The organism is Metabacillus sp. Hm71, assembly GCF_051842955.2.
In the GTDB taxonomy this organism is placed as follows: Bacteria; Bacillota; Bacilli; order Bacillales; family Bacillaceae; genus Metabacillus.
In genome coordinates, this window is sequence record NZ_CM200278.1 from 5309720 (window position 1) to 5331627 (window position 21908).

The 21908-nt window shown below is 40.0% G+C and carries 22 protein-coding genes; 2 read left to right on the forward strand and 20 right to left on the reverse strand.

Features of this window, described 5'->3' with window-relative positions; genetic code table 11:
• The first annotated feature begins 118 nt into the window (after positions 1–118).
• On the forward strand, positions 119–541 hold the full coding sequence (locus tag ACSVDH_RS26105) for a VOC family protein (protein WP_439250589.1): 423 nt from the start codon (positions 119–121) through the stop codon (positions 539–541).
• A gap of 179 nt (positions 542–720) precedes the next feature.
• Positions 721–936 (forward strand): hypothetical protein, encoded by a 216-nt coding sequence (locus ACSVDH_RS26110; protein WP_439250373.1) that lies wholly within the window; start codon positions 721–723, stop codon positions 934–936.
• A 294-nt stretch (positions 937–1230) separates the two neighbouring features.
• On the opposite strand, the gene ACSVDH_RS26115 is transcribed toward ACSVDH_RS26110, so the two are convergent.
• The 20 genes from ACSVDH_RS26115 to ACSVDH_RS26210 all read right to left on the reverse strand — a co-directional run bounded on the left by ACSVDH_RS26115 (position 1231) and on the right by ACSVDH_RS26210 (position 21820).
• A complete protein-coding gene (locus tag ACSVDH_RS26115) occupies positions 1231–2418 on the reverse strand; it encodes a PDZ domain-containing protein (RefSeq protein ID WP_439250374.1) in 1188 nt (395 codons plus the stop codon).
• An 80-nt stretch (positions 2419–2498) separates the two neighbouring features.
• Positions 2499–2846 carry a swarming motility protein SwrAA gene (locus tag ACSVDH_RS26120; protein ID WP_439250375.1) on the reverse strand — a complete coding sequence of 116 codons (348 nt, stop codon included), beginning with the start codon at positions 2844–2846 and terminating at the stop codon, positions 2499–2501.
• 201 nt (positions 2847–3047) lie between these two features.
• Positions 3048–4517, reverse strand: coding sequence for a S41 family peptidase (locus ACSVDH_RS26125; RefSeq protein ID WP_439250376.1), 1470 nt, complete (start codon positions 4515–4517; stop codon positions 3048–3050).
• Positions 4518–4716: 199 nt separating this feature from the next.
• Complete coding sequence (locus ACSVDH_RS26130; protein ID WP_439250377.1) at positions 4717–6063, reverse strand: murein hydrolase activator EnvC family protein; 1347 nt, start codon at positions 6061–6063, stop codon at positions 4717–4719.
• Positions 6064–6177: 114 nt separating this feature from the next.
• Complete coding sequence (gene ftsX / locus ACSVDH_RS26135) at positions 6178–7068, reverse strand: permease-like cell division protein FtsX (protein WP_439250590.1); 891 nt, start codon at positions 7066–7068, stop codon at positions 6178–6180.
• Positions 7061–7747 carry a cell division ATP-binding protein FtsE gene (ftsE, locus tag ACSVDH_RS26140; protein WP_299093542.1) on the reverse strand — a complete coding sequence of 229 codons (687 nt, stop codon included), beginning with the start codon at positions 7745–7747 and terminating at the stop codon, positions 7061–7063. Before ftsE ends, ftsX begins: the two co-directional genes overlap by 8 nt.
• 417 nt (positions 7748–8164) lie before the next feature.
• On the reverse strand, positions 8165–8506 hold the full coding sequence (gene cccB / locus ACSVDH_RS26145; RefSeq protein WP_439250378.1) for a cytochrome c551: 342 nt from the start codon (positions 8504–8506) through the stop codon (positions 8165–8167).
• Positions 8507–8572: 66 nt separating this feature from the next.
• Positions 8573–9439 (reverse strand): YitT family protein, encoded by an 867-nt coding sequence (locus ACSVDH_RS26150; protein WP_299093538.1) that lies wholly within the window; start codon positions 9437–9439, stop codon positions 8573–8575.
• Positions 9440–9740: 301 nt separating this feature from the next.
• A protein-coding gene (prfB, locus tag ACSVDH_RS26155; RefSeq protein ID WP_299093536.1) for a peptide chain release factor 2 occupies positions 9741–10842 on the reverse strand; the annotation gives its coding sequence in 2 pieces (ribosomal slippage) (positions 9741–10769 and positions 10771–10842; 1101 coding nt in all).
• Between the two features lie 202 nt (positions 10843–11044).
• Complete coding sequence (secA, locus tag ACSVDH_RS26160) at positions 11045–13555, reverse strand: preprotein translocase subunit SecA (RefSeq protein ID WP_439250379.1); 2511 nt, start codon at positions 13553–13555, stop codon at positions 11045–11047.
• Between the two features lie 196 nt (positions 13556–13751).
• Positions 13752–14657 carry a ribokinase gene (rbsK, locus tag ACSVDH_RS26165; protein ID WP_439250380.1) on the reverse strand — a complete coding sequence of 302 codons (906 nt, stop codon included), beginning with the start codon at positions 14655–14657 and terminating at the stop codon, positions 13752–13754.
• Between the two features lie 50 nt (positions 14658–14707).
• Positions 14708–15268, reverse strand: a complete 561-nt coding sequence (hpf, locus tag ACSVDH_RS26170) for a ribosome hibernation-promoting factor, HPF/YfiA family (protein WP_439250382.1) — start codon at positions 15266–15268, stop codon at positions 14708–14710.
• 206 nt (positions 15269–15474) lie between these two features.
• The gene (locus tag ACSVDH_RS26175) at positions 15475–15861 is read right to left on the reverse strand and encodes a DUF8042 domain-containing protein (RefSeq protein WP_439250383.1); all 387 of its coding nucleotides are present in this window, start codon (positions 15859–15861) and stop codon (positions 15475–15477) included.
• Positions 15862–15871: 10 nt separating this feature from the next.
• Positions 15872–16225 carry a flagellar protein FliT gene (gene fliT, locus ACSVDH_RS26180; RefSeq protein WP_439250384.1) on the reverse strand — a complete coding sequence of 118 codons (354 nt, stop codon included), beginning with the start codon at positions 16223–16225 and terminating at the stop codon, positions 15872–15874.
• Positions 16225–16626, reverse strand: coding sequence for a flagellar export chaperone FliS (gene fliS / locus ACSVDH_RS26185; protein WP_439250385.1), 402 nt, complete (start codon positions 16624–16626; stop codon positions 16225–16227). The genes fliT and fliS overlap by 1 nt, the downstream gene beginning before the upstream one ends.
• A gap of 18 nt (positions 16627–16644) precedes the next feature.
• A complete protein-coding gene (locus ACSVDH_RS26190) occupies positions 16645–18204 on the reverse strand; it encodes a flagellar hook-associated protein 2 (RefSeq protein WP_439250386.1) in 1560 nt (519 codons plus the stop codon).
• Between the two features lie 132 nt (positions 18205–18336).
• Positions 18337–18723 (reverse strand): flagellar protein FlaG, encoded by a 387-nt coding sequence (gene flaG / locus ACSVDH_RS26195; protein ID WP_439250388.1) that lies wholly within the window; start codon positions 18721–18723, stop codon positions 18337–18339.
• A gap of 285 nt (positions 18724–19008) precedes the next feature.
• Entirely contained in the window at positions 19009–19968 is a 960-nt protein-coding gene (locus tag ACSVDH_RS26200) for an Rpn/YhgA-type helix-turn-helix domain-containing protein (protein WP_439250390.1), read from the reverse strand.
• A gap of 189 nt (positions 19969–20157) precedes the next feature.
• Positions 20158–20304 carry a hypothetical protein gene (locus ACSVDH_RS26205; RefSeq protein WP_439250391.1) on the reverse strand — a complete coding sequence of 49 codons (147 nt, stop codon included), beginning with the start codon at positions 20302–20304 and terminating at the stop codon, positions 20158–20160.
• Positions 20305–20452: 148 nt separating this feature from the next.
• Complete coding sequence (locus ACSVDH_RS26210; protein ID WP_439250392.1) at positions 20453–21820, reverse strand: flagellin N-terminal helical domain-containing protein; 1368 nt, start codon at positions 21818–21820, stop codon at positions 20453–20455.
• Between the last annotated feature and the right edge of the window lie 88 nt (positions 21821–21908).

Consider the following 21908-nt stretch of genomic DNA (forward strand, 5'->3'; position numbering starts at 1 on the left):
AAAAGCAAATCACTACCTTGATATTATCAATGGTGTAGTCCCAGATGATACGAATCCTAAAGAATGGGAGTCAATAAATTCTAATACCCCGCAAAAAAAAGAACAAGCTGATTTCCTTTTGATTCAATCCATTGTTCATATTGCTATAGTTGTAAGAGATTATGATGAGGCATTAGAGTTTTATACAAAAAAGCTAAATTTTTCTTTAGTTGAAGATACATACCAGCCCGAGCAAGATAAACGATGGGTAGTAGTATCTCCTCCAGGCTCGGCTGGCACTACAATTTTACTTGCAAGAGCATCGAAACCTGAACAAGAACCATTTATTGGTAACCAAACGGGTGGTAGGGTGTTTCTCTTTCTAAGTACCGATGACTTTTGGAGAGATTATAATGAAATGGTCTCAAGAGGAATAGAATTTGTTAGAGAACCCAAAAAGCAATCATATGGAAAGGTTGCTGTATTTAAAGATTTATACGGTAATTTGTGGGACCTTCTGGAGTTTAATGAAGATCATCCAATTTCCAGACGAATTAAGTAGATCATTTAGTGCTACATTAGTCATCACTTATTTTCACTTGACCCTAACGGAATGAGATTATCTCGAGAACGTCTGGATCGCTAAAGTATTCGGAAGTGTATCGTTCGATACATGCTCAAGCCGGTTCCTAATGATCTAAGAGTTGTTTATAATCTAACTGGAAAGGAAGAGAATGCTTAATGTATATTACACCACAAGAAGAAGCACTGATTAAGGCTTTCCGTGAGACTGACTTTCCCCCTTTATATGTGCTCATACGAGTCAGAAATGATATTGCAAACGATATTGGAAATATCGAAGAGAGCCAAAGAGATGTTATTGTTAAAACATTAGAAAAATACATCGGCCCACTATGGGAAGACTATCATGATAGGAAATCCCGAAAAAGTCTTTAAAGATTATAAAAAGTACAATAGAAATTAATACTTGAATAGTCGTCGGATTTGAACTAATGGGTTGCTAGAGTTCAATAAGTATGAGCCACCTTCAGCAGCCTTTGATTTCAAAAAACATCTTAGAGGCTAATTTTTTATTCCATTCTATATAAAAATAGAGAAACGAATAAATCGTTTCTCTAAAAATTATTCAGTTAGACTTTTACTTTTATATAATTTACCATTCTGTAGGATTATGAAAATTCATTCCGGAAAATGATGAACATATTCCACGGGATTTTGAAAATTTACAAACTAAACCGCCTCTGTCTCCCATTTCTTCTCATCCTGAACAAACAGAATCCCAAGCTCATGATGCTCATCCTCATAAAGTGCCCGTTGCACAAAGCGGATTTCTCCGTTAAGGGCGATGACTTCAAGCTTGCAATACGCGCCATTTTTTTGAAGCGATTGGTAAAATTCCTCAACAGTTTTTACACTATCACCATTTACCTTCATTACCATTTCACCGACCTGAAGATTCATTTTTTCTGCCGGAGATTGTGGAAGGATTCCCAGGATCATTAAGCCATTATCTCGTTTTGAAAAGAAAAATGCGGCGGAATCGTCATTGATCCGTTGACGAATGGTAATAAATTCACGCCCGGCGATGGCCATGATGAGTGCAAGAAAAGCAGCAACGGTAAACCAAATGCTGATAACCGAAACAACTAATGTTACAACTCCGAGCCAAATCACACGTTTTCCCGTAACTTGAATACTTTCCTGTGGAAGCGAACCTTGTACTCGCTGTTGAAAGCCGATGAAAAATGGAACAAACATTAATAGGAATGTTTCTCCATTTATCGTTAGGACAGGCCACCATGGCAATGATGAGGTAAGCTGGCCACCTGGTACAAGAAATAGCAATGGCAGCATCCATGTGCGATTTGCTTCATGGGTACCTATTGGTAAACCCCTTGTACTTGTTTTTATAAATGGTGATGTATGTTTATGTGCCGTACGCTGAATTAAAAAGCCTTCTGCAATGATCATAAGACCTGCTAACAGGCTTAGTGAAGCATAGTTTGTTTCCGCTATTCCTACAAAAAACGCTTCAAGCGTATCAACTTGTCCACTTGTGATGATCGCGACTGCAAAAAGGGTGATACCGATTGAAAATGCAGGGGAAAGCCACCGCATCCGACACGTTAACCCTAAAACAGCTGTCACAATCGTTAATAAAAGTATGGTGCCAAAGGGCAAGCTTAAGCCGATCCCAAACAGGACGAGTGATGCGATGCCCCCTGCAATCAAACCCTTTGTATAGGTGAATTTCATTTCATCATAGATGTCATGAACACGTATATGAAAAGACTTCCTTTCCCGTTTTATACGAATCGAACCGTATGCTAGTGTTAAGAGGAAGAACAAATAAAAGAGTGGATGAATAAAGAAGCGTCCAACAGCCCAAAGCAACTCAAGCAACCAATTATCAATCAAAACAGAACCCCACCTTACTGTTTCTACGCATATCTATAAGTTACTCATATTTTACCATCTCAATGAGGAATTGAGTATGCTTATTTTAAGTTGTTCCATAGACTCATATTTGATAGAGAAAAATCACTTAATGAACTGTCTACTTCTATTTGTAAAAGCTCTTCAATCATTTGCATCGACTTCTTTATATCTGTTAAACTAAGCGACAACCGCTTATGATTATTAATTAAATAGGAAAAGTACTCTTGAACACATGCTTCATCGACCTGGTCAATTTCTTTTATGGACGTATAATTTGCCAGGTACATACAGAATAATCGAATCCATTTGCTAAAACTTGCATAGGATTGAGCTTCTAGATGTTTTTCGCTCAATTCAGATAGTAAGCCTTGATAAACCTGTTCCTTTTGGTAACTGGACTTTTTCATGCTGTAACCCCCCGTTCTTCTCCTCTAATCTAATCTATTTACTTAGGCCTCTCTACCTATCATCATTCCAGGCAGTACGTCATCTCATATCTCTTACCATTATACTAATTCGGAATTGTGTGGGATTTTACGTCCCTAACACAAAACAAAATAAGGAAAGTCCCCCACCGCTTAATAACAGTGAGGGACTTTCCCATCATTTCATTTAGTAAACAATGCCTTTATGGCCGTTTTTAATTGAAGATCATTTTTTTCGTTTTCTTTGTATTCTTTGATTTTTTGATTGAGTGTATCTGCTGTTTGCAGATCGATTTTTCCGCTTATCGGCAGTTCATTTTCTTCTTGGAATTCCTTTATCGCAGCTGCTGTTTCCTTGCTATAATAGCCATCTTCTCGGCCAGGTTCAAAGCCAAGCCCCTTTAAGATAACTTGAGCAGTTTTCACCTGTTCGTTATTCATATCAGGCTCAAGGCTTTCCTTCACTTGAACCGGGCTTGCCTGAAAGACCTCTGGCTGCTCTACTTTTACGGTCGGCTCAACACCTTTTTTGTGGATCCAATTCCCATCTGGTGTTAACCATTTGTAAAGTGTTAATTTAATGTTGCTGCCATCACCCATTGGCACCGCCTGCTGAACAGTTCCTTTACCAAATGAGGTCACACCGACAATTTCATAGCCGGAAGCCTCTTTTAAAGCGCCAGCAAGGATTTCCGAAGCAGATGCGCTGCCTTTATCGATTAGCACAGATACTGGATAGCTTTTTTTCTTCGATAAAGTGGAAAAATAACGCTTTTTATCACCGCTGCGCTCTTCAATTTGAATATATGGATGATCCTTTGTCACAAATTGCTTCAAAATTTCCTCAACACTTTGAAGGTAGCCGCCAGGATTTCCGCGGACATCTAAAACAAGACCCTCCAAATCATCGTTTTCAAGCTTTGCTAAAGTCTTTTCAAAGTCCTTTGCAGTGTTTTCAGAAAACGAGGTGATTTGAATATACCCGACCTTTTTCCCTTTATACTCCTTCATCGAGCCAAAAACCGTTTCAAGCGGAATTTCATCACGAACGACAGTAAAGGTGAGCTTTTCACGGGAATTCGGACGAACAACCTCGATCGCAACTTTTGTACCTTTTTTGCCGCGGATTTTTAACACAGTTTGATGCAGATCAAGACCTTCAACACTTTCACCATTTATGCTGACAATCTGATCATTCGGTTGAAGCCCTGCCTTTTCAGCAGGAGAGCCTTTAAATGGAGCAACAATGGTGACGTGATCGTTTTTCATCCCAACCTCTGCCCCGATTCCCTCAAAGGAAGAATCAAGGGACTGGGAGAATTGCTGTGCGGTTTCTTTGTCCATATACACCGAATATGGATCATCCAAGGTTGATAGCATCCCTTGAATCGCACCTTCTAACAGCTCTTTCTCATCAACTTCTTCGACATACTTGGTAGAAATCAGCTCGAGAGCCTGCTTAAATTTATCAAACCCCTCAATTTCGGAAGCATCATCCTCTACATGGAACATATCGCCCATTGTCGGGACGGCTTCAGCTTGTTGTTGAGGAGCATCATGACCAATTTCTATGTACTCCATCCCTACATACATTCCACCTGCGCCAACTACTAAGCCTAGTGCGACTAACAATGCGGTTAATTTCTGATTCATCATGTACCTCCTCTTTTCAGCGTAGCCAGGTTTATGCAAAAACAGATTCGACTTTTTTTAGTATATGCGGAGCTTGTACAAATCATGTAAAAAAGTAAAAGCGAAAGCGTCTGGGCTAGAACGGTGCTAAGAAGATATATGAAAAACGTCAAAAAACCCCTAAAAACAAATGTTTTCAGAGGTTTTTTAATGGGTATCGTTATGGTAAATAGTTTAAAGGATTCACTGCATTTGCTGATCCATTCCATCCACCCTTGTGAATTTCAAAATGCAAATGCGGACCTGTCGAACGGCCGGTAGTCCCCAAAGTTCCTATTTGCTGGCCTTTAGACACCGATTGACCTGATCCTACAAGACGGGAATTCATATGTGCATATACCGTGGTATAAACTTGTCCATCAATTTTATGAGAAATGTACACTACATTTCCATAACTGCTTGAATAATTTGAACGAATGACTGTTCCACTTGCTGCCGCAACAATTGGAGTACCTGTACTATTGGCAATATCTATACCTGCATGCAGCTTTGTTTGTCCTGTAACAGGGTGGACACGAGTACCATATCCAGATGTAAAGGTACCTGATGCAGGCCACATGAAGCCGCCGCTTGTAACAGCTGGTGTTTCTGATGAAGTAGAGCTTGATGAGCTTGATGAGCTTGATGAGCTTGATGAGCTTGATGAGCTTGATGAGCTTGATGAACTTGATGAACTTGCAGCCGCTTCAGCTTTTCTTTTTGCAGCCTCTGCTGCTTCTGCTGCCGCTCTTGCTGCTGCCTCCTTTTGTCGTTGTTCTTCTAGTTCAATCGCCTTTTTCTGTTCAGCCAAAAATGCTTGTTCATCTTCAAGCTCATGCATTTCGTGAACAGCTTCATTATGATTGCCCTCTACTTCCTTCAAGAGCTCTTGCTTTTGTTTAACTTGGACATTCAACTGCTGCTTGAGCGTTTCTAATTCAGATAAAGAGTCCTCCAGCTTTTTAAGCTCGCTTTTTAGATCTGCCTCTGCTTGCTCCAGCAGTTTTTTATCTTCTTCATGGGCTCTCATAATCTCTTGGTCAGCCTCAACAATCGTTGTAACGGCACTTACGCGACTCACTAAGTCACCAAAATCCTGAGCACCTAGAAGCACATCTAAATAGCTGACCATTCCTCCGCTCTCCTGCAAGGAACGGGCACGTTCTTCTAGTAATTTCATTCTCTCTTCAATTCTAGCTTTTACTTCTTCAATCTTTGCTTTTAACTCTTCAATGTTTTTCTTTGTTTCTTCAATGCTGGCTTCTTTTTCGCTAATTTTTTCGTTCGTATCCGAAACCTTGAAGTCCAAATTTTTGATTTCTTCATCAAGCTTTGCTTTTTCCGCTTCTAAATTCGCAATTTCACCTTCTTTTTTCTCAATACTTGACGAAACGCTTGATTGCTTTTCTTGAATCTCCTGCTTCTTCTCCTCTAACGATTCAGCAGAGACAAGATTGTTATACGGAAGCAACAACCCGCTTGTCCCAATGACTGCGGCCAGGCTATACGATACTAATCTTCTTTTCATCATGTCTCCTCCCATACATTATGTAAGCATTTTTCTTTTAGATAAGGAGCCTGAGCCAGACTCTTGTTTATATGTAAAAAAAGCTAGCAAACTAGCAATCAAAAGATTGCTAGTTTACACTTTTAAGAATTTACGGACAGACATTAAGCTTCCCCATACACCGATTAATGCACCGATCAATAGAAGGATCGCTGATACTTGGAAAACAAATGGGTTGAATGGCAGGAACTCGACAAACGAGCCTTGAAGCTTTGGCAATGCCCATTTATATAGTGATTGGTAGACAGAGATAATGAGCGTAATCGGAATCACCGCTCCAAGAACTCCAAGGAATAATCCTTCAAGGAAGAACGGCCAGCGGATAAACCCATTTGTAGCTCCGACAAGCTTCATGATTTCAATTTCACGTCGACGAGCAAAAATCGTAATTTTAATCGTATTGGAAATTAAGAACATCGCTGTAAAGAGAAGTCCAATAATAAGAGCAATTCCAATGTTTCTTGAAATAGAGATGACATCAAATAGCTTCTCTACTTCTTCTTGTCCATATTTTACTTTTGATGCATTTTCAAGCTTGGCAATTTTATCTGCAACGACTTTTGTATCTTGCGGGTCCGCTGCTTTTACAATAAATACATCGTTTAATGGATTGTTCTGTTCAAAGAGCTCGAAGGATTCACCTTCTTCTCCTAAACTCTCTATTAAATTATCAAGCTCTTGTTCCTTAGACGAATAGGTGATCGAATCGACCTCTTCTATTTTTTGTATCTCGCTCTTAAGCTTTGCTTGTGCATCCTCATTTGCCGTTACATCGATCAGAACGCGGATTTCTACATCGTTTTCTAGATTATCCGCTACATTGTTCAAGTTCATCATGATAACTAAAAATGTACCAACTAAAATCAAAGTCACAGTTACTGCACTAATTGATGCAAACGTCATCCACGTATTTCTAGCTAAACTTTTTAAGCTTTCACGAAAATGACGACCAAGAGTATTAATCATATAAACCGTACTCCCCTCTTGCTTCGTCACGTACAATCTTTCCATCCTCGACTGCGATGACACGCTTTTTCAACGTATTGACGATTTCCTTATTATGTGTTGCCATAACGATCGTTGTTCCGCGATTATTAATTTCCTCAAATAAGTTCATAATTTCCCAAGATGTATCAGGGTCAAGGTTACCTGTCGGCTCATCGGCAATCATAACCGCAGGATTGTTCACAATTGAACGCGCAATAGAAACACGCTGCTGCTCCCCGCCTGAAAGCTCATCAGGGAAGAAACGTGCTTTATGTTTGAGCTGAACTAAATCTAGTACGTCTAGTACTCTCTTTTTTATATTTTTTGGATTTTCACCAATAACTTCTAAGGCAAATGCCACATTTTCAAAGACTGTTAGCTTTGACAGCAGCTTGAAATCCTGGAATACAACGCCAATATTACGTCTTAACATAGGCACTTTCGATTCCTTTAAAGTAGATAAGTCAACACCATTTATAATGATTTTACCGCTTGAAGGTTTTTCCTCGCGGTACATCATTTTAATAAAGGTTGATTTACCGGCGCCACTAGGTCCAACGACATAGACAAACTCGCCTTGCTCTATTTTAATATCAATCCCATTTATGGCTAAAACACCATTTGGGTATGTTTTATATACTTCGGACATTTCAATCATAAAAACCCACCTAATAGTTGTGTTTTTTCGAAAAATTGTCAGTCGTTGTCGTAAATTGTCGACAGAACAGACAGAAAAATACCGTATCTTCTAAATTACAAAACTCATTATACCATCAAATTTCGGCAAAAGGTGACTAAATTTATATTACAATTTTATTTCAGTAATATTAAGTGGAGGAAAAGCCCTGTTTTAAAAAGGGTTTTAAGAAGGGTCTTGGCATAATGTGACAAAATTGTATACATTTTTTGAAAGCGCTTTGCTTATCTATGAAAAATTTTAGAACTTTCTGACTAAATTTGCAAGATAAATTAAAGACAAATGTCATGCACTTAAAATAATAAACGAGGTTATCTCAGTACTTTTGAGACAGCCTCGTTTTCATTGCTGCTTAAATAAGTTTATGAAGTACAGCCGTTATTTTTTCTCTGCAAGCCATGTTGCAACGACATCAGCATCTGATTCATTTAAAATGCCTTTTGGCATGCTTCCTTGTCCATTAATAATGATATTTTTAATTTCTTCTTTATCGTACTTTGCCCCAACCTCTGTTAAATTAGGACCTGCTCCGCCTTCAAGGTTTTCACCATGGCAGCTGATGCAGTTTTGCTGGACGATTTGTTCTGCATCACCGGCAGCTGTTTCACCTTCCGCACCTTGATTTGTATCTGAAGCATCATCTTGCGGCTCCTCTGCACCGCCGCAGGCTCCAAGAATGACTGATGTTCCAAGTAATAGTGCAAGTAATTTTCCCTTCACGATGAACATCCTCCTTTTAATCGATATGTAGGCCAAATTTCTAAAGTCAAGGATATTATAACCTAACTATGCCCGTTTGAAACCTTCTCCAAGAACTTCTGATGTGTCAGTTACCGTAACAAATGCTTGTGGATCAATGCCTCTAACGAGTTGTTTCAACTTTGTGAATTCTGTTTGATCGACCACACACATTAATACAGGTCGTTCATTGTTTGTAAAGCCTCCATGTGCGGTTAATCTTGTTACTCCGCGATCGATTTCTTGAAGAATTGCTTCTTGGATCTCCTGCTGTTTATTCGTAATGATCATTGTCATCTTCGACCGTCCCAAGCCAATTTGGACAATATCAATGGTTTTGCTTGTCACATACAAACCTATTAGTGCATAAAGGGCACGTTCCACATCAAATACAAACGCTGCTGCAAACACAATTAATCCGTCAATTAAGGCAACGCATGTCCCAAGGGAAAGCCCTGTAAACTTATGAATAATTTGTGCAGCCAGATCTGTTCCCCCTGTTGACGCCTTGCCTCTAAACACGATCCCTAATCCAAGCCCAATCGCAATTCCGCCAAATAATGAGCCTAGCAGCGGATCCATTGTCGCCGGTTCCCAATTTCTCGTTAAGAACACAACAAACGGAACAAAAATCGTGCCAATTAGGGTTTTGATGCCAAATTGTTTGCCCAATAAAATCACTCCAGCGATAAACAATGGAATATTAAAAGACCACTGCACATAGGCGGGTTCAAAGCCAAAGAGTACAGCAAAAATCGTGCTGATCCCACTCACCCCTCCTGAAGCAATCCGATTCGGCAGCAAAAATAAATTGAAACCGAGGGCAACGAATGATGAGCCGATCAAGATATATATGTATTCAATCAGATGTCCCTGTTTAAGATGGGAGAGATGATTTTTCCTTCTAACATTCATAAGTATGTGTACCTCCATTTTTGCTATTTATATGATTTCTCAAGATGCCAAAAATGAGTATAGCATTCGTTATTTCATCTGTGAATAACAGCAAAATAACGTGGTAATGAGGTAAAGTAATTGTTTTTTTGTTTAGTGTTTGCTTGTTGGGAAGAAATATTGCAAGTGTCTTTTCACTTCTTACGTAATTCGAGACTTATGACCGTTATTTTGCAACTTTAAAGTGATTTTCTAGCAACTTCTTTTAGATATTTATTTTGCAGCACAAAAAAACAACCCATCTCAGGTTGTTTTTTTGATTTTATGATAATTTTGAACGTAGGAAGGCGTCGATGAATGGGTCTAATTCGCCATCCATGACAGCATGAACGTTGCCGATTTCGGTGTTTGTGCGGTGGTCCTTTACCATTGAATATGGGTGGAACACGTAGGAACGGATTTGGCTTCCCCAGCCAATGTCCTTTTGTTCGCCGCGGATTTCGGCAAGCTCTGCTTCTTGTTCTTCAATTCGTTTTTGATATAGCTTTGCTTGAAGCATTTTCATCGCACGTTCACGGTTTTTAATTTGTGAGCGCTCTGTTTGACACGTTACCACGATATTCGTTGGGATGTGAGTAATCCGTACGGCCGAGTCGGTTGTGTTAATATGCTGGCCGCCGGCTCCGCTTGCACGGTACGTATCAATTTTTAAATCCTCTGTGCGGATCTCAATATCGATTTCTTCATTAAATTCCGGCATAACCTCACATGATACGAATGAAGTATGACGGCGGCCTGATGAGTCGAACGGTGAGATCCGGACGAGGCGGTGAACACCTTTTTCTGCCTTTAAATAGCCGTAAGCATTATGCCCTTTGATCAAAAGGGTAACGCTCTTTATCCCTGCTTCGTCACCTGGCAAGTAATCAAGGGTCTCAACCTTGAAGCCTTTTTTCTCAGCCCAGCGTGTGTACATGCGAAGCAGCATGGAGCCCCAATCTTGAGATTCCGTACCGCCGGCACCTGGATGCAGCTCTAAAATCGCATTATTTTTATCATATGGCTCACTTAATAAAAGCTGAAGCTCAAAGTCATTTAACTGATCGACCAGGTCCTTTAGTTCAGAAACAAGCTCTGCTTGAAGGTCCTCATCTTGCTCTTCTTTTACCAGGTCATAGGTTAATTGCAGGTTTTCATAGGTTTCATTTAAGTTATGGAACTGATCTACCATCTCTTTTAACGCATTTGTTTCATTAATCACAGCTTGTGCCGCATTTTGGTTGTCCCAGAAATCCGGGGCAGTCATTTGTCCTTCAAGCTGCTGAATGCGTGCTTCCTTAATATCGAGGTCAAAGAGACCCCCTAAAGTCCGCTAAACGTTTAGCTGTTTTTTCTAACTCTTGTCGAATTTCTACTAATTCCATTTCCGTCACCTCAGGATTAAATTGTATAATTTATTTCGCATCAACATAACCTCTCACTTTGAGATAACTCTCGTGCTTGAAGTCAGAGGTCAGATGCCAGAATCAGTGCGACCGATGAGCACCGACTACTTTTTATTCTTCTATTTCGCAAACAAGAGAGAGGCGGCGGTCACCTCTCTCATTTTTTCATCTCTATTAGCTTTTATTGGCCGCAGCAGTTTTTGTATTTTTTGCCGCTGCCGCAGATGCATGGCTCATTTCGGCCAATTTCAACGACCTTGCGAGCCGGCTTTTTCTTTGGCTTTTCATCGCCTTCTTTTGGATGGACGGCTGTCTGGCCTTTTGCCACTTCTTGACGCTCAAGGTTATTGCGGATTTGCGCCTTCATGATGTATTTCGCCACATCTTCCTCAATTGCGGCAATCATGTTTTCAAACATCGCAAATCCTTCCATTTGGTATTCGCGCAACGGATCAGTCTGCCCGTAAGCACGTAAATGAATCCCTTGGCGAAGCTGATCCATCGCATCGATGTGATCCATCCATTTTGAATCAACCGCGCGAAGAAGAATAACCTTTTCAAACTCGCGCATTTGCTCAGGACCAAAATCCTCTTCTTTTTGATCATAATAGTCTTTTGCCTTTTTGGTGATCATCTCAATGATTTCTTCAGGGTCCTGGCCGCGAAGGTCATTTAACTCAAGGTCGCCCTCTTGAAGAATATTAGCATTCATATAATCAACAATGCCATCTAAGTTCCAGTTTTCCTCATCCTCATCCTGCGGCATATAGGAAGCTACGGTACGCTCAATTGTTGACACAAGCATTTTTTCGACAATATCACGCAGGTTTTCAGAGTCAAGAACCTCAAAGCGCTGCTTATAAATAACCTCACGCTGCTGACGCAAGACATCGTCATATTGGAGAAGCTGCTTACGGGCATCAAAGTTGTTTCCTTCAACACGTTTTTGCGCAGATTCAACCGCACGCGAAACGATTTTGCTTTGAATTGGCTGAGTATCATCCATGCCAAGACGGTCCATCATATTCATCATATTTTCTGAACCGAAGCGGCGCATCAGCTCATCTTCCATTGAAAGGTAGAATTGCGTCACACCAGGATCTCCTTGACGTCCAGAACGTCCGCGGAGCTGGTTGTCAATCCGGCGTGATTCATGGCGCTCTGTCCCGATAACGGCAAGACCGCCTTTTTCACGAACACCATCGCCAAGCTTAATATCAGTACCACGGCCTGCCATATTGGTAGCAATAGTTACAGCACCAAGCTGACCGGCATTTTCGATGATCTCCGCTTCTTTTTCATGGTTTTTCGCATTCAATACATGATGCGGTACACCCTTTTTCTTCAGAAGCTGGGAAATTAATTCAGAGGTTTCAACAGCAACCGTACCAACTAATACAGGCTGACCAAGGTCATGTCGCTGCTTAACATCCTCAACAACCGCACGGAATTTCCCTTCCATTGTACGGTAAACTAAATCAGGTCGGTCATCACGGGTAACCGGCTTGTTCGTCGGGATTGCAACAACCTGCATATTATAAATATTGCGGAACTCTTCTTCCTCTGTTTTCGCTGTACCGGTCATACCGGCAAGCTTTTTATACATCCGGAAGTAGTTTTGGAATGTAATTGTTGCAAGTGTCATGCTTTCGTTTTGAATTTCAAGACCCTCTTTTGCTTCAATCGCTTGGTGGAGACCATCACTGTAGCGGCGGCCCTTCATGAGACGACCCGTAAAGGAATCAACGATGACAACCTGCTCTTCTTCCACAACATAATCCACGTCGCGCTGCATAACGAAGTGGGCTTTTAATGCTTGGTTGATATGGTGATTTAATGCTACATGAGAAATATCAAATAGATTATCAATGCCAAACGCCTTTTCAGCCTTTGTAATTCCGTCCTCTGTCAGCTGAACGGCCTTTGTTTTTACATCGTACGTATAGTCCTCTTCTTGCTTAAGTTGACGGACAAATCCATTTGCTTGAAGATAAAGCTTAGTGGATTTTGCAGCTTGTCCCGAAATGATAAGCGGTGTTCTCGCTTCATCGACTAAGATCGAGTCAACCTCATCAATGATGGCGAAGTTGAGCGGACGCTGTACCATTTGCTCACGGTAAAGCACCATATTGTCACGAAGATAATCGAAGCCAAGCTCATTATTTGTTGAGTAGGTAACATCTGCTGCATAGGCTTCACGCTTTTCATCCTTGTTTAAGGAATTTAAGTTAAGACCAACAGTAATGCCAAGGAATTCAAAAATTTGTCCCATTTCACGTGCATCACGGCCTGCTAAGTATTCATTGACAGTTACAACATGCACACCTTCGCCAGAAAGCGCGTTTAAATAAACAGGCATTGTAGAAGTTAAGGTTTTCCCTTCCCCTGTTTTCATCTCCGATATATTTCCTTCATGAAGGGAAATTCCCCCCATAAGCTGAACCTTGTAAGGATATAAGCCTAGCACACGCTTCGCTGCTTCACGCACAACAGCAAAAGCCTCTATTAATAGATCATCAAGCGTTTCGCCTTTCGCTAAACGACCTTTAAATTCTTCTGTTTTTGCTTTAAGCTCTTCATCTGATAAGCTGCTCATCTTACCGCTTAAGGCATCAATCTGATCAGCCATCTTTTCATAACGATTTAACGCTCGTTTGTTAAAATCAAACACCTTATTTAAAATTCCAAGCATTCATAACGCTCCTCTGTGTGTAGAGTGAATAATTCATTTCCTACGTTAATTAAAATAAACTCTTCTTTATTTTAGCACTATTTATGGGGAGGTACAACAATGGCAAGTGTCTAAGGAGTGGGACATCTATAGATGGGGACAGTCCCCAATTTTTTGGGACTGTCCGTCATTTACCGAACCTTCTTATTTTCAGCTATTAAACCTGTCGGAGACTTTCACCCAAAAACGACTCAACTTCTTCTAAAGTTGGCAAGCCTGATTGCGCCCCGAGCTTTGTTACGGAAAGTGCTGCGGCGGCATTGGCAAATTGGCAGGCTGCTTTTAGAGTTGCACCTTTGCTGATGGAAACGGCTAATGCTCCGTTGAAGCAGTCGCCGGCGCCAGTTGAGTCAATTGCATTTACTTGAAAGCCCGGGATTAGTTCTTTACCATCCTGATAAAGCTGGACGCCTTTTGCACCCTTTGTGACGATGCATTTTTGCTTGAGTTCCCTTATCTCTTCTTTCGTTAAATCATTGGCTGATAAAAGCTGCTCTTCTTCATGCTCATTAGGGGTGATGTAGTCAGCTTGTAGCACAAGGCTTTTCGGCAGTTGTTGAATCGGTGCTGGATTTAAGATCACGGACACATGATGTTTTTTCGCTATTGTCACAGCCTCGATGACTGATGTCAAAGGAATTTCAAGCTGGAGGATGATGATATCACTTTTGGCAATTAGACTTTCAGACTGGCGTACGAATTCAGATGTTACGTGAGAATTAGCACCGGGAACGACGATTATGCTGTTATCCCCTTCTGATAATGTGATCGCGGCAATGCCTGTTGAGGTGGCAGGGATAGTTTGGATATGCTCGCTATTGATTCCTTCGGCAGAAAGATGCTGCTTTAATTCTTGGCCAAAGGCGTCCTCTCCTACACATCCAAGCATCGTAACCTCAGCACCTAGTCTTGCTGCGGCGACTGCCTGGTTCGCACCTTTCCCGCCTGGTATGGTGAAAAAGGAGTCGCCTATAACGGTCTCCCCAATCTTTGGAATCTTATTTGTTTTCGTTACCAAATCCATATTGATGCTTCCTATAACGGTAATCTTTGGTTTGTTCATCTTTTCTCCTTTCTAAACGAAGAACAGCGCCCGTTAGGCGCTGTCGCTTTTTATACGTGAGGCTCAATTAAGCCGTATTTCCCGTCTTTTCGTTTATAAACTACATTTGTTTTATTTGTTTTTGAGTCTGTATAGACGAAGAAGTTATGTCCAAGCATGTCCATTTGCAGAATCGCTTCCTCACTGTCCATCGGCTTTAAGTTAAATCGCTTTGTCCGGACAACCTCTTGTGGCTCTTCCAAGTCTAAGACAGCTGCACTTTCTTCCTCTGATTGATTATTGCTAAACACAAACTTTGGAGCACCTTGCTCGCGCAGCTTGCGGTTGACCTTTGTTTTATGCTTACGAATTTGACGTTCTAATTTATTGACAACAAGATCGATGGCTGCGTACATATCCTCATGGTGCTCCTCTGCACGTAGCACAAGATCTGTCATAGGGATCGTTACCTCTATTTTAGACTCTTGATCATTATAAAATTTCAGATTGACATTCACATTTGCCTCAACTGACTCTTCAAAGTATTTCTCAAGCTTACCAATTTTCTTTTCTGCATACTCTCGTAATGCTGGAGTTATTTCAATGTTTTCCCCTCTGACGTTATATCTCATGATTGAACTCCTCCTTTATGATAAAGCTATGTATACTTAATTCTATATTCCCTTGCTCGTCTCCTGCTTAAACGTAAAATTTTCATAATTTTTTTGTGAAAATTGTTGAGATTTGTTTAATTTTTGTAAATACAGGATTAAGTGTAATAATATATGCGCCTACATGAATGGATATGAAAAAACTCGCCACGGTAATGACGAGTTTTTTAATGAACAATATATGGCTGCAGCTTGGCTTGGACCATTTCCTTCCAGGCTAAAAATGCAGGAAATAATTGATTTTTTACAAAATCATGGTGCTGTTCAATCGTTGTAAAGATGGCAGCCTCCCGATCTAATGTTAAAATCACCTGATCGAACTTCTGCATTTCCTCAATCATCCCGGTTTCTTCCTCTAAAAGAGCATATAATGTCAGGTGTGATGAGTCGATATGATAAAAGGCCGATAGGATATCTTTAAATAGACTATCACCCTCTGTTAACTCTAAATTCGTAAAGCTTTCAATGACATAATCAAATCCTTCTTCAATGGTATTCAATAGAGTGTAATAGTAGTGAAGCATTTCATATTGATCATTTGTTAAGGATACCATGGGTTTTCACCTATTTTCGCTTATCATAGAACATGCCGTCAGATGTGGAGACATGCTGATATGGATTAACATATTGCTGCTTCGATGACTTTGCTCTTTTTAATTGCACCATGTCGAGCTGAATTTGCTGTTTAAGCTCGGTAAATTTGGTTTTGATCACTTTATTCCACGCTACGATTTGCTCGAAAGCTCGCTTATCGTTTTCTGTAAAAGGAGGTTGAACCTCTTTTAAAAGCTCTTCACGGTGATCAAGCATGGATGTGATCCGTTGAATCACGTCATCTCTTGTATCTTTTATGACCGGATGAGACATGAGTTCAAATAACTGTTTGGTTATGCCGTATATCTTTTCTATAGAGCTCACTACGCTTGTCCACCTTGAGCATGCTGCTGCGCACGCGCCAATTGAATAACCTGCTTCCACGTATCACGGAACTCAACAACAAGCCCCTCAACCTCTTGCAGGATGGACAGATCATTCTTTACATTCGCTTCGGTTAAACGGTAATTGATGTAATCATACATCACTTGCATATTTTTCGAGATTTCAAGATCCATATTTAACGTGACCATCAGTTCTGTAATAATTTTTTGCGCCTTTTGGATATTTGTGTTTTTCACTTCAATTTGTTTTTGTTCCATCGCTTGACCCGCAAGCTTAATAAATTTTAGACAGCCATTGTACAGCATGAGTGTTACCTCACCTGGAGAAGCGGTTGTGACGGCATTTTGCTGGTAAGCTGCGTATGGGTTATTCATGGCCATAGTTGACACTCCTTTTTCCTACATTGAGAATTGCTGCATAAGATAGGACATTTGCGAGTTTGATTGCTGTATCGCCTTTTCCATTGCAGTGAATTGACGCCAGTAACGGTCTTCGATTTGGATGAGACGGTCTTCGAAATGATCGATTTGGTCTTCGATCGAGTTAAGAGTTCGTCCGATGGTAAACTGGTTGTTCACTTTTAACGAATTACCTGCTTTTTCTTCAATGTTCTTGATCGTTTCATCAATTGTTTCACGGAGTCGTTTAGCAATTCCGGTCGTCTCTTCTGTCCCTCCATCAGCATTGAATAATTGATAGATGGCAGAAGGGTTTTCCTGAATCTTCTCCCGCAATTTGGATTCATCGATGATTAATTTCCCTTTTTCTAAATAGTTAGAGGAAGTGCTGATTCCGATTTCAGCTAACTGTGTGAATCCTTTGATATTGGTTGAATTGGTAACTGGTTTATAAAAGTCCATTCTCATTTGATTTAACCCGCTAGGAAGGATGGAATCATTTTTCAACAAACCACTTTTGGCTTTTTCTTCCCAAAGCTCGATTGTTTTCTCGTCCATTTCCTTTTTTTGTTCGTCGGAAAGCGGCTGGTAGTCACGATACCGCTCTTCAGATACTTTATCATTGATTTTATCAATAACCTCATTGTATTTATTAACAAATTGGACGATGGAATCGAGAATACTATCTACATCAATGGATGATGAGACGGATACAGAGTTTGAAGTCGTTACACCATCCACTGTTTGTGTTGTGACTCCTTTAGCTGTGTATTCAATGCCATTGATCGTAAAGGTATTGGAGCTTTTTTGCATTTCATAGCCGTTTACTTTGATCGTAGCGTCTTGTCCATTTTGGTCGGCTACTAACGAATTGCCTGAGGTTCCTCCCCAAGAAAAACCAAGACTGCTCATAAAGTCTTTCGTCGCGGTCGCAGAAGCTGCATCACGTTCATCTACTGCAATTTCTACTCCAGCCCCTGCTTTATTATTTGTAAAAACGATGGTATCTTGGTAGATTGCAGGGTCTGTATTCGGTACTTTGATGTTTTCCTTCATCGCGGTTACGCCAAGACCCGAAGCATTAATTTTATTGATAACATTATCTAATGTATCGGTTGCTGAAAGTTTGACCGAGGTATAACGATATTCATTCGCACCAGGATCTTTTACCTTAAACTTTAATTCAATGTCCTGTGCGGTGTAGTTAATATCGCCTGATGTTTTCCAGGTAGAAGAACTGGCCAAACTTAAGACGTCAATTGTGGATGAGACATTGGTTTGTGCATTAATCGCTTTTGCCGTTACCTTTGATTCATCAGAGCTAGTGACAGTCTTCTTTAAAAACGTCGCTTCCCTGCCAACACTGTTTTGATTAATGAACAGCATGTCATCCAGCTCTTTTAACAGCTTATTCATGTCTCTGTAATCATCGCGCTGCCACTCTAAAATTTGCTTTCTTTGGGTGAGCTTATCCAATGGCATACGCTCCGCCTTCATTAAATCACTCACAATGGTGTCAATGTCCATGCCACTGGCTAAACCGCCGATTCGAATTGCCATGTCCGCAAGCACCTCCTATATTTTTTTATCTATGAATAACCCGATAAAGCGAGACTTATCACGCTTAAACCGCCACATCCTGTGGCTTCGCCTACTTGGACATCCTGTCCTTCGTCGGATCTTTACGGGCAGTTAGCCCCCACTTATCTTCTTTGAGCTTCTCTTTGACGTGGGTGCTTTACTGCCCGTTAAGATTGTGATAAACTCTGTCATTGCTACATACATATCAAGCAGCTTCTTAGAGGGAATCTTGCGAACAACCTCTTGTGTCTGATCATCAACAACCGTGACATAGCATTCGTTCAATTTTTCATGTAACTTGAATTGAATATGTGTCCTGGAAGAATCAATAAAATCGTTTAAGCTTTTAACGGCCTTTTCAAGTTCTTCTTTAGACGGCTGATTTGCTGCTTGTTGATTTTCAATTAAACGTTTGTTTAAGGTCTCCTTGGAGCCGATTTTATGGTTTTTGTCTTTACGATGAAGTGCAGGCTGTGAAGAAAGGTTTTCAACAGTCATGGGTAACACTCCTATTGGTTCGTTGTCTACTATTTTTATCGGTTTTTGTTTGGGTATGTTTAGGGATTGAGTGAACTATTTTTATAGTGAATAAGGTAAAGTTAGAGGTGTCTATATGTAGAATAATAGGCGCTTTAGGAAAATTGAAAATGTAGATGATGTACAGTGACATAAGAATAGTTCCAGTGTATAACACGGTGTTGGCGCGAATGGGTTGCTTGATTGTAGAAGTTCATTTTTATCTTGATCATGAGATTGGTTCCTTGTCCCCCACCACCCTGCTCCTCACAACTTCCGAACCTCTTCTTCTGATAGCTCCGTCAACCTAGCTATCATCTCAATCGCGAACCCTTCTTTAAGCATATTTTTTGCAACTCTTCGTCGACCTTTTTCTAGTCCTTCTTTTAATCCTTTTTGTAATCCCTCTTCCCTCTCTAATTTGATCAATTCACCAAAAGTTGGCGGTAAGTTTTTTCGGTCTAAATACACCATCTCTATTTCCTCCTTTGAGAGAATGATTTCATTTTTTAGTTTTTCTGTTAGTTCTTCAGGAATTTGCAGTAAGTAGTTAATGAAGTAGATTAAGGCAGATAGATAGATGCGTTGTTCTTTTGGCTGATATTCGTTCATCTGCAATACTAACCGGATAAATTTGTGTTTAAAGCGGTAGCGCTTTTCAGCATCATTTTTTGTCTCATTTGCAAATTTGCCTGCTGGCACAGCGATGGCGAATGGATTGCTTGATTGTAAAAGTTCATTTTCATCTTGATCATGAAATTTGTACATATTATATTTATATGTTAATTCTGTTCCTTGATACGAACGGTGATATTGATTAGGCAGAAAGCTTTTTGAGTCGTCCGTTAACAGGGCAATTGCGACAATATCCTGATCGTATTTATCAAAAATCCTGTAATAATACCGAAACATTCTCTTCGAAAAGTCTGATTCCCTGTCTCCCTGCACCTCAATATGAATCAGTACCCACTTTTCCTCGCCACTCTTTAAAAACACTTTAACAATTTGATCCGCTACTTGTCTGCCCTTTTTTTCTTGAATGAATTCTTGAAAGAGCTCTTGCTGCAAAAATTCAGGTTCCTTTAAAAAATCAATTTCCTCATACAAATCTGCAGCAAAAAATAACACAAACTCTTCAAACAATTCATAGATCAGCTTCTTCCAAAGACCATCATAATCGATCACACCGTAATGTTGAGGCTTCTCGAGGACATAATTTATCATCATTAGTTTATCACACCCCTTAACCATATTATACTTCATTATATAACAAGATAGGAACATATATTCGGTATTAGAATTCAAATTTGAACAAAAGCATACTTCTGGTGTAAAATGGACATATAATAAAAGAGAGAAGTGCGCCAACACTTCTCTCTGCAACCTTTTACCGTCAGGGTGCTGGTTGTCAAAAATTTATCTTACTTTTCGAGAACCACCCTGCTTTCGACGGCGAGGGGTGGTTTTCTTGTTTTCTAAAACGTTTATCCGAAAGAGATATGCACTTACTTCACGTACAATCCCTTTCATAACTTCTCGGAGAAATTCAAGAAATGTTTCCATGATTATCACCTCCTTTCCTTAAAAGAAAGAAGACTGACAACCAACCACCCTTCCAATATTCAGTTGCTATTTAATTCTACCATATTTTGGGCAAAACATATAAAAATGGCCTTCTCTAAAATGAGAAGGCCATTTTTTATAAGTCTTATTAACGAAGAAGTTGAAGAACTCCTTGTGGTTGTTGGTTCGCTTGAGCCAACATTGCTTGAGCTGCTTGAGATAGAATAGAATTCTTTGTTTGGTTCATCATTTCTTTCGCCATGTCTACGTCACGGATACGTGATTCTGAAGCAGTTAAGTTTTCAGATGATGTATTCAAGTTATTGATAGTGTGTTCTAAACGGTTTTGGAATGCACCTAGCTTAGAACGTTCAGCTGATACTGATTTAATTGCGCTATCAAGTGCTTCAATGGCACTTTCTGCACCAGATTGTGAAGTCAAATCGAGATTATCTACACCTAAAGCTTTTGAAGACATATCATTTATATTAATACTCATTGTTTGGTCCTTATTTGCACCAATATGAGTAGTTAACGAGTTGTTTACAATAGTAACTGATGTATCAGTACCATCCGTAATATCCGCATTAAAGCTTAACTTTAAGCCCCCTATTTCAATTTCAGATTTATTTAAATCTGTTAATGTTCTAGTTTCTAGTGTTGCTGCTCCTTGTTTAAGAGTTACTGTATGGTCACCTTCATAGTCAAAAGATAGAGTACCATTTCCACCAATTGCTGTATTATCAATTGAAAAACCTTGAAGGCTTGTAGTACCAGCAGCAGTAGACACATTATTTTGGGATGCCAATTCTTCACCAGTATTGCTATCAATTAATGTTAGTTTTTTCATGCCAGCATTTTCTTGGTCATCTTCAACTTTTAATTGATAACTTCCATATTTTGCTGAGGCGGCTGTTCCAACCGTTACATCCGTACCAGCAACTAAGCCAGTTCCAGCATCTACTGCATCTGCAAATCCTTGGTTAGCTGTTCCACTAATTTCAATTGTATATGTTCCACTATCTAATTTAGCATTTTCCACAGTTGCCGCATCAATTTTTGCAGTATTTGTACCACCAACTGTCGCAGTGCTTGCAACATTACCATTTAGAAGCTTTTTAGTATTAAATTCAGTAGTATCAGAGATTCGGTTGATTTCTTCTTTTAACTGGTCAACCTCTTTTTGAATTTCAGCACGGTCGTCTGCTGTGTTAGTATCATTTGCAGATTGTACAGATAATTCACGCATACGTTGAAGAATATCATGTGTTTCGTTTAAAGCACCTTCAGCAGTTTGAATCAATGAAATAGAATCTTGAGCATTTGCAGCTGCTCGGTCCAACCCACGAATCTGCCCACGCATTTTCTCAGAAATCGCTAAACCAGCTGCATCATCACCAGCTTTGTTAATACGAAGTCCAGAAGACAATTTCTCCATAGATTTTGATTGTGCAGTAGAAGCACTATTCAACTGACGATAAGTATTCAACGCTGCAATATTATGATTAATTCTCATTTCTATACTTCCTCCTTGAATATAAGTCCGATTCACATCCATGTGAATCTTCTAAAATAAGGTCTCCCTCATGTCGGCCGCCATTTGT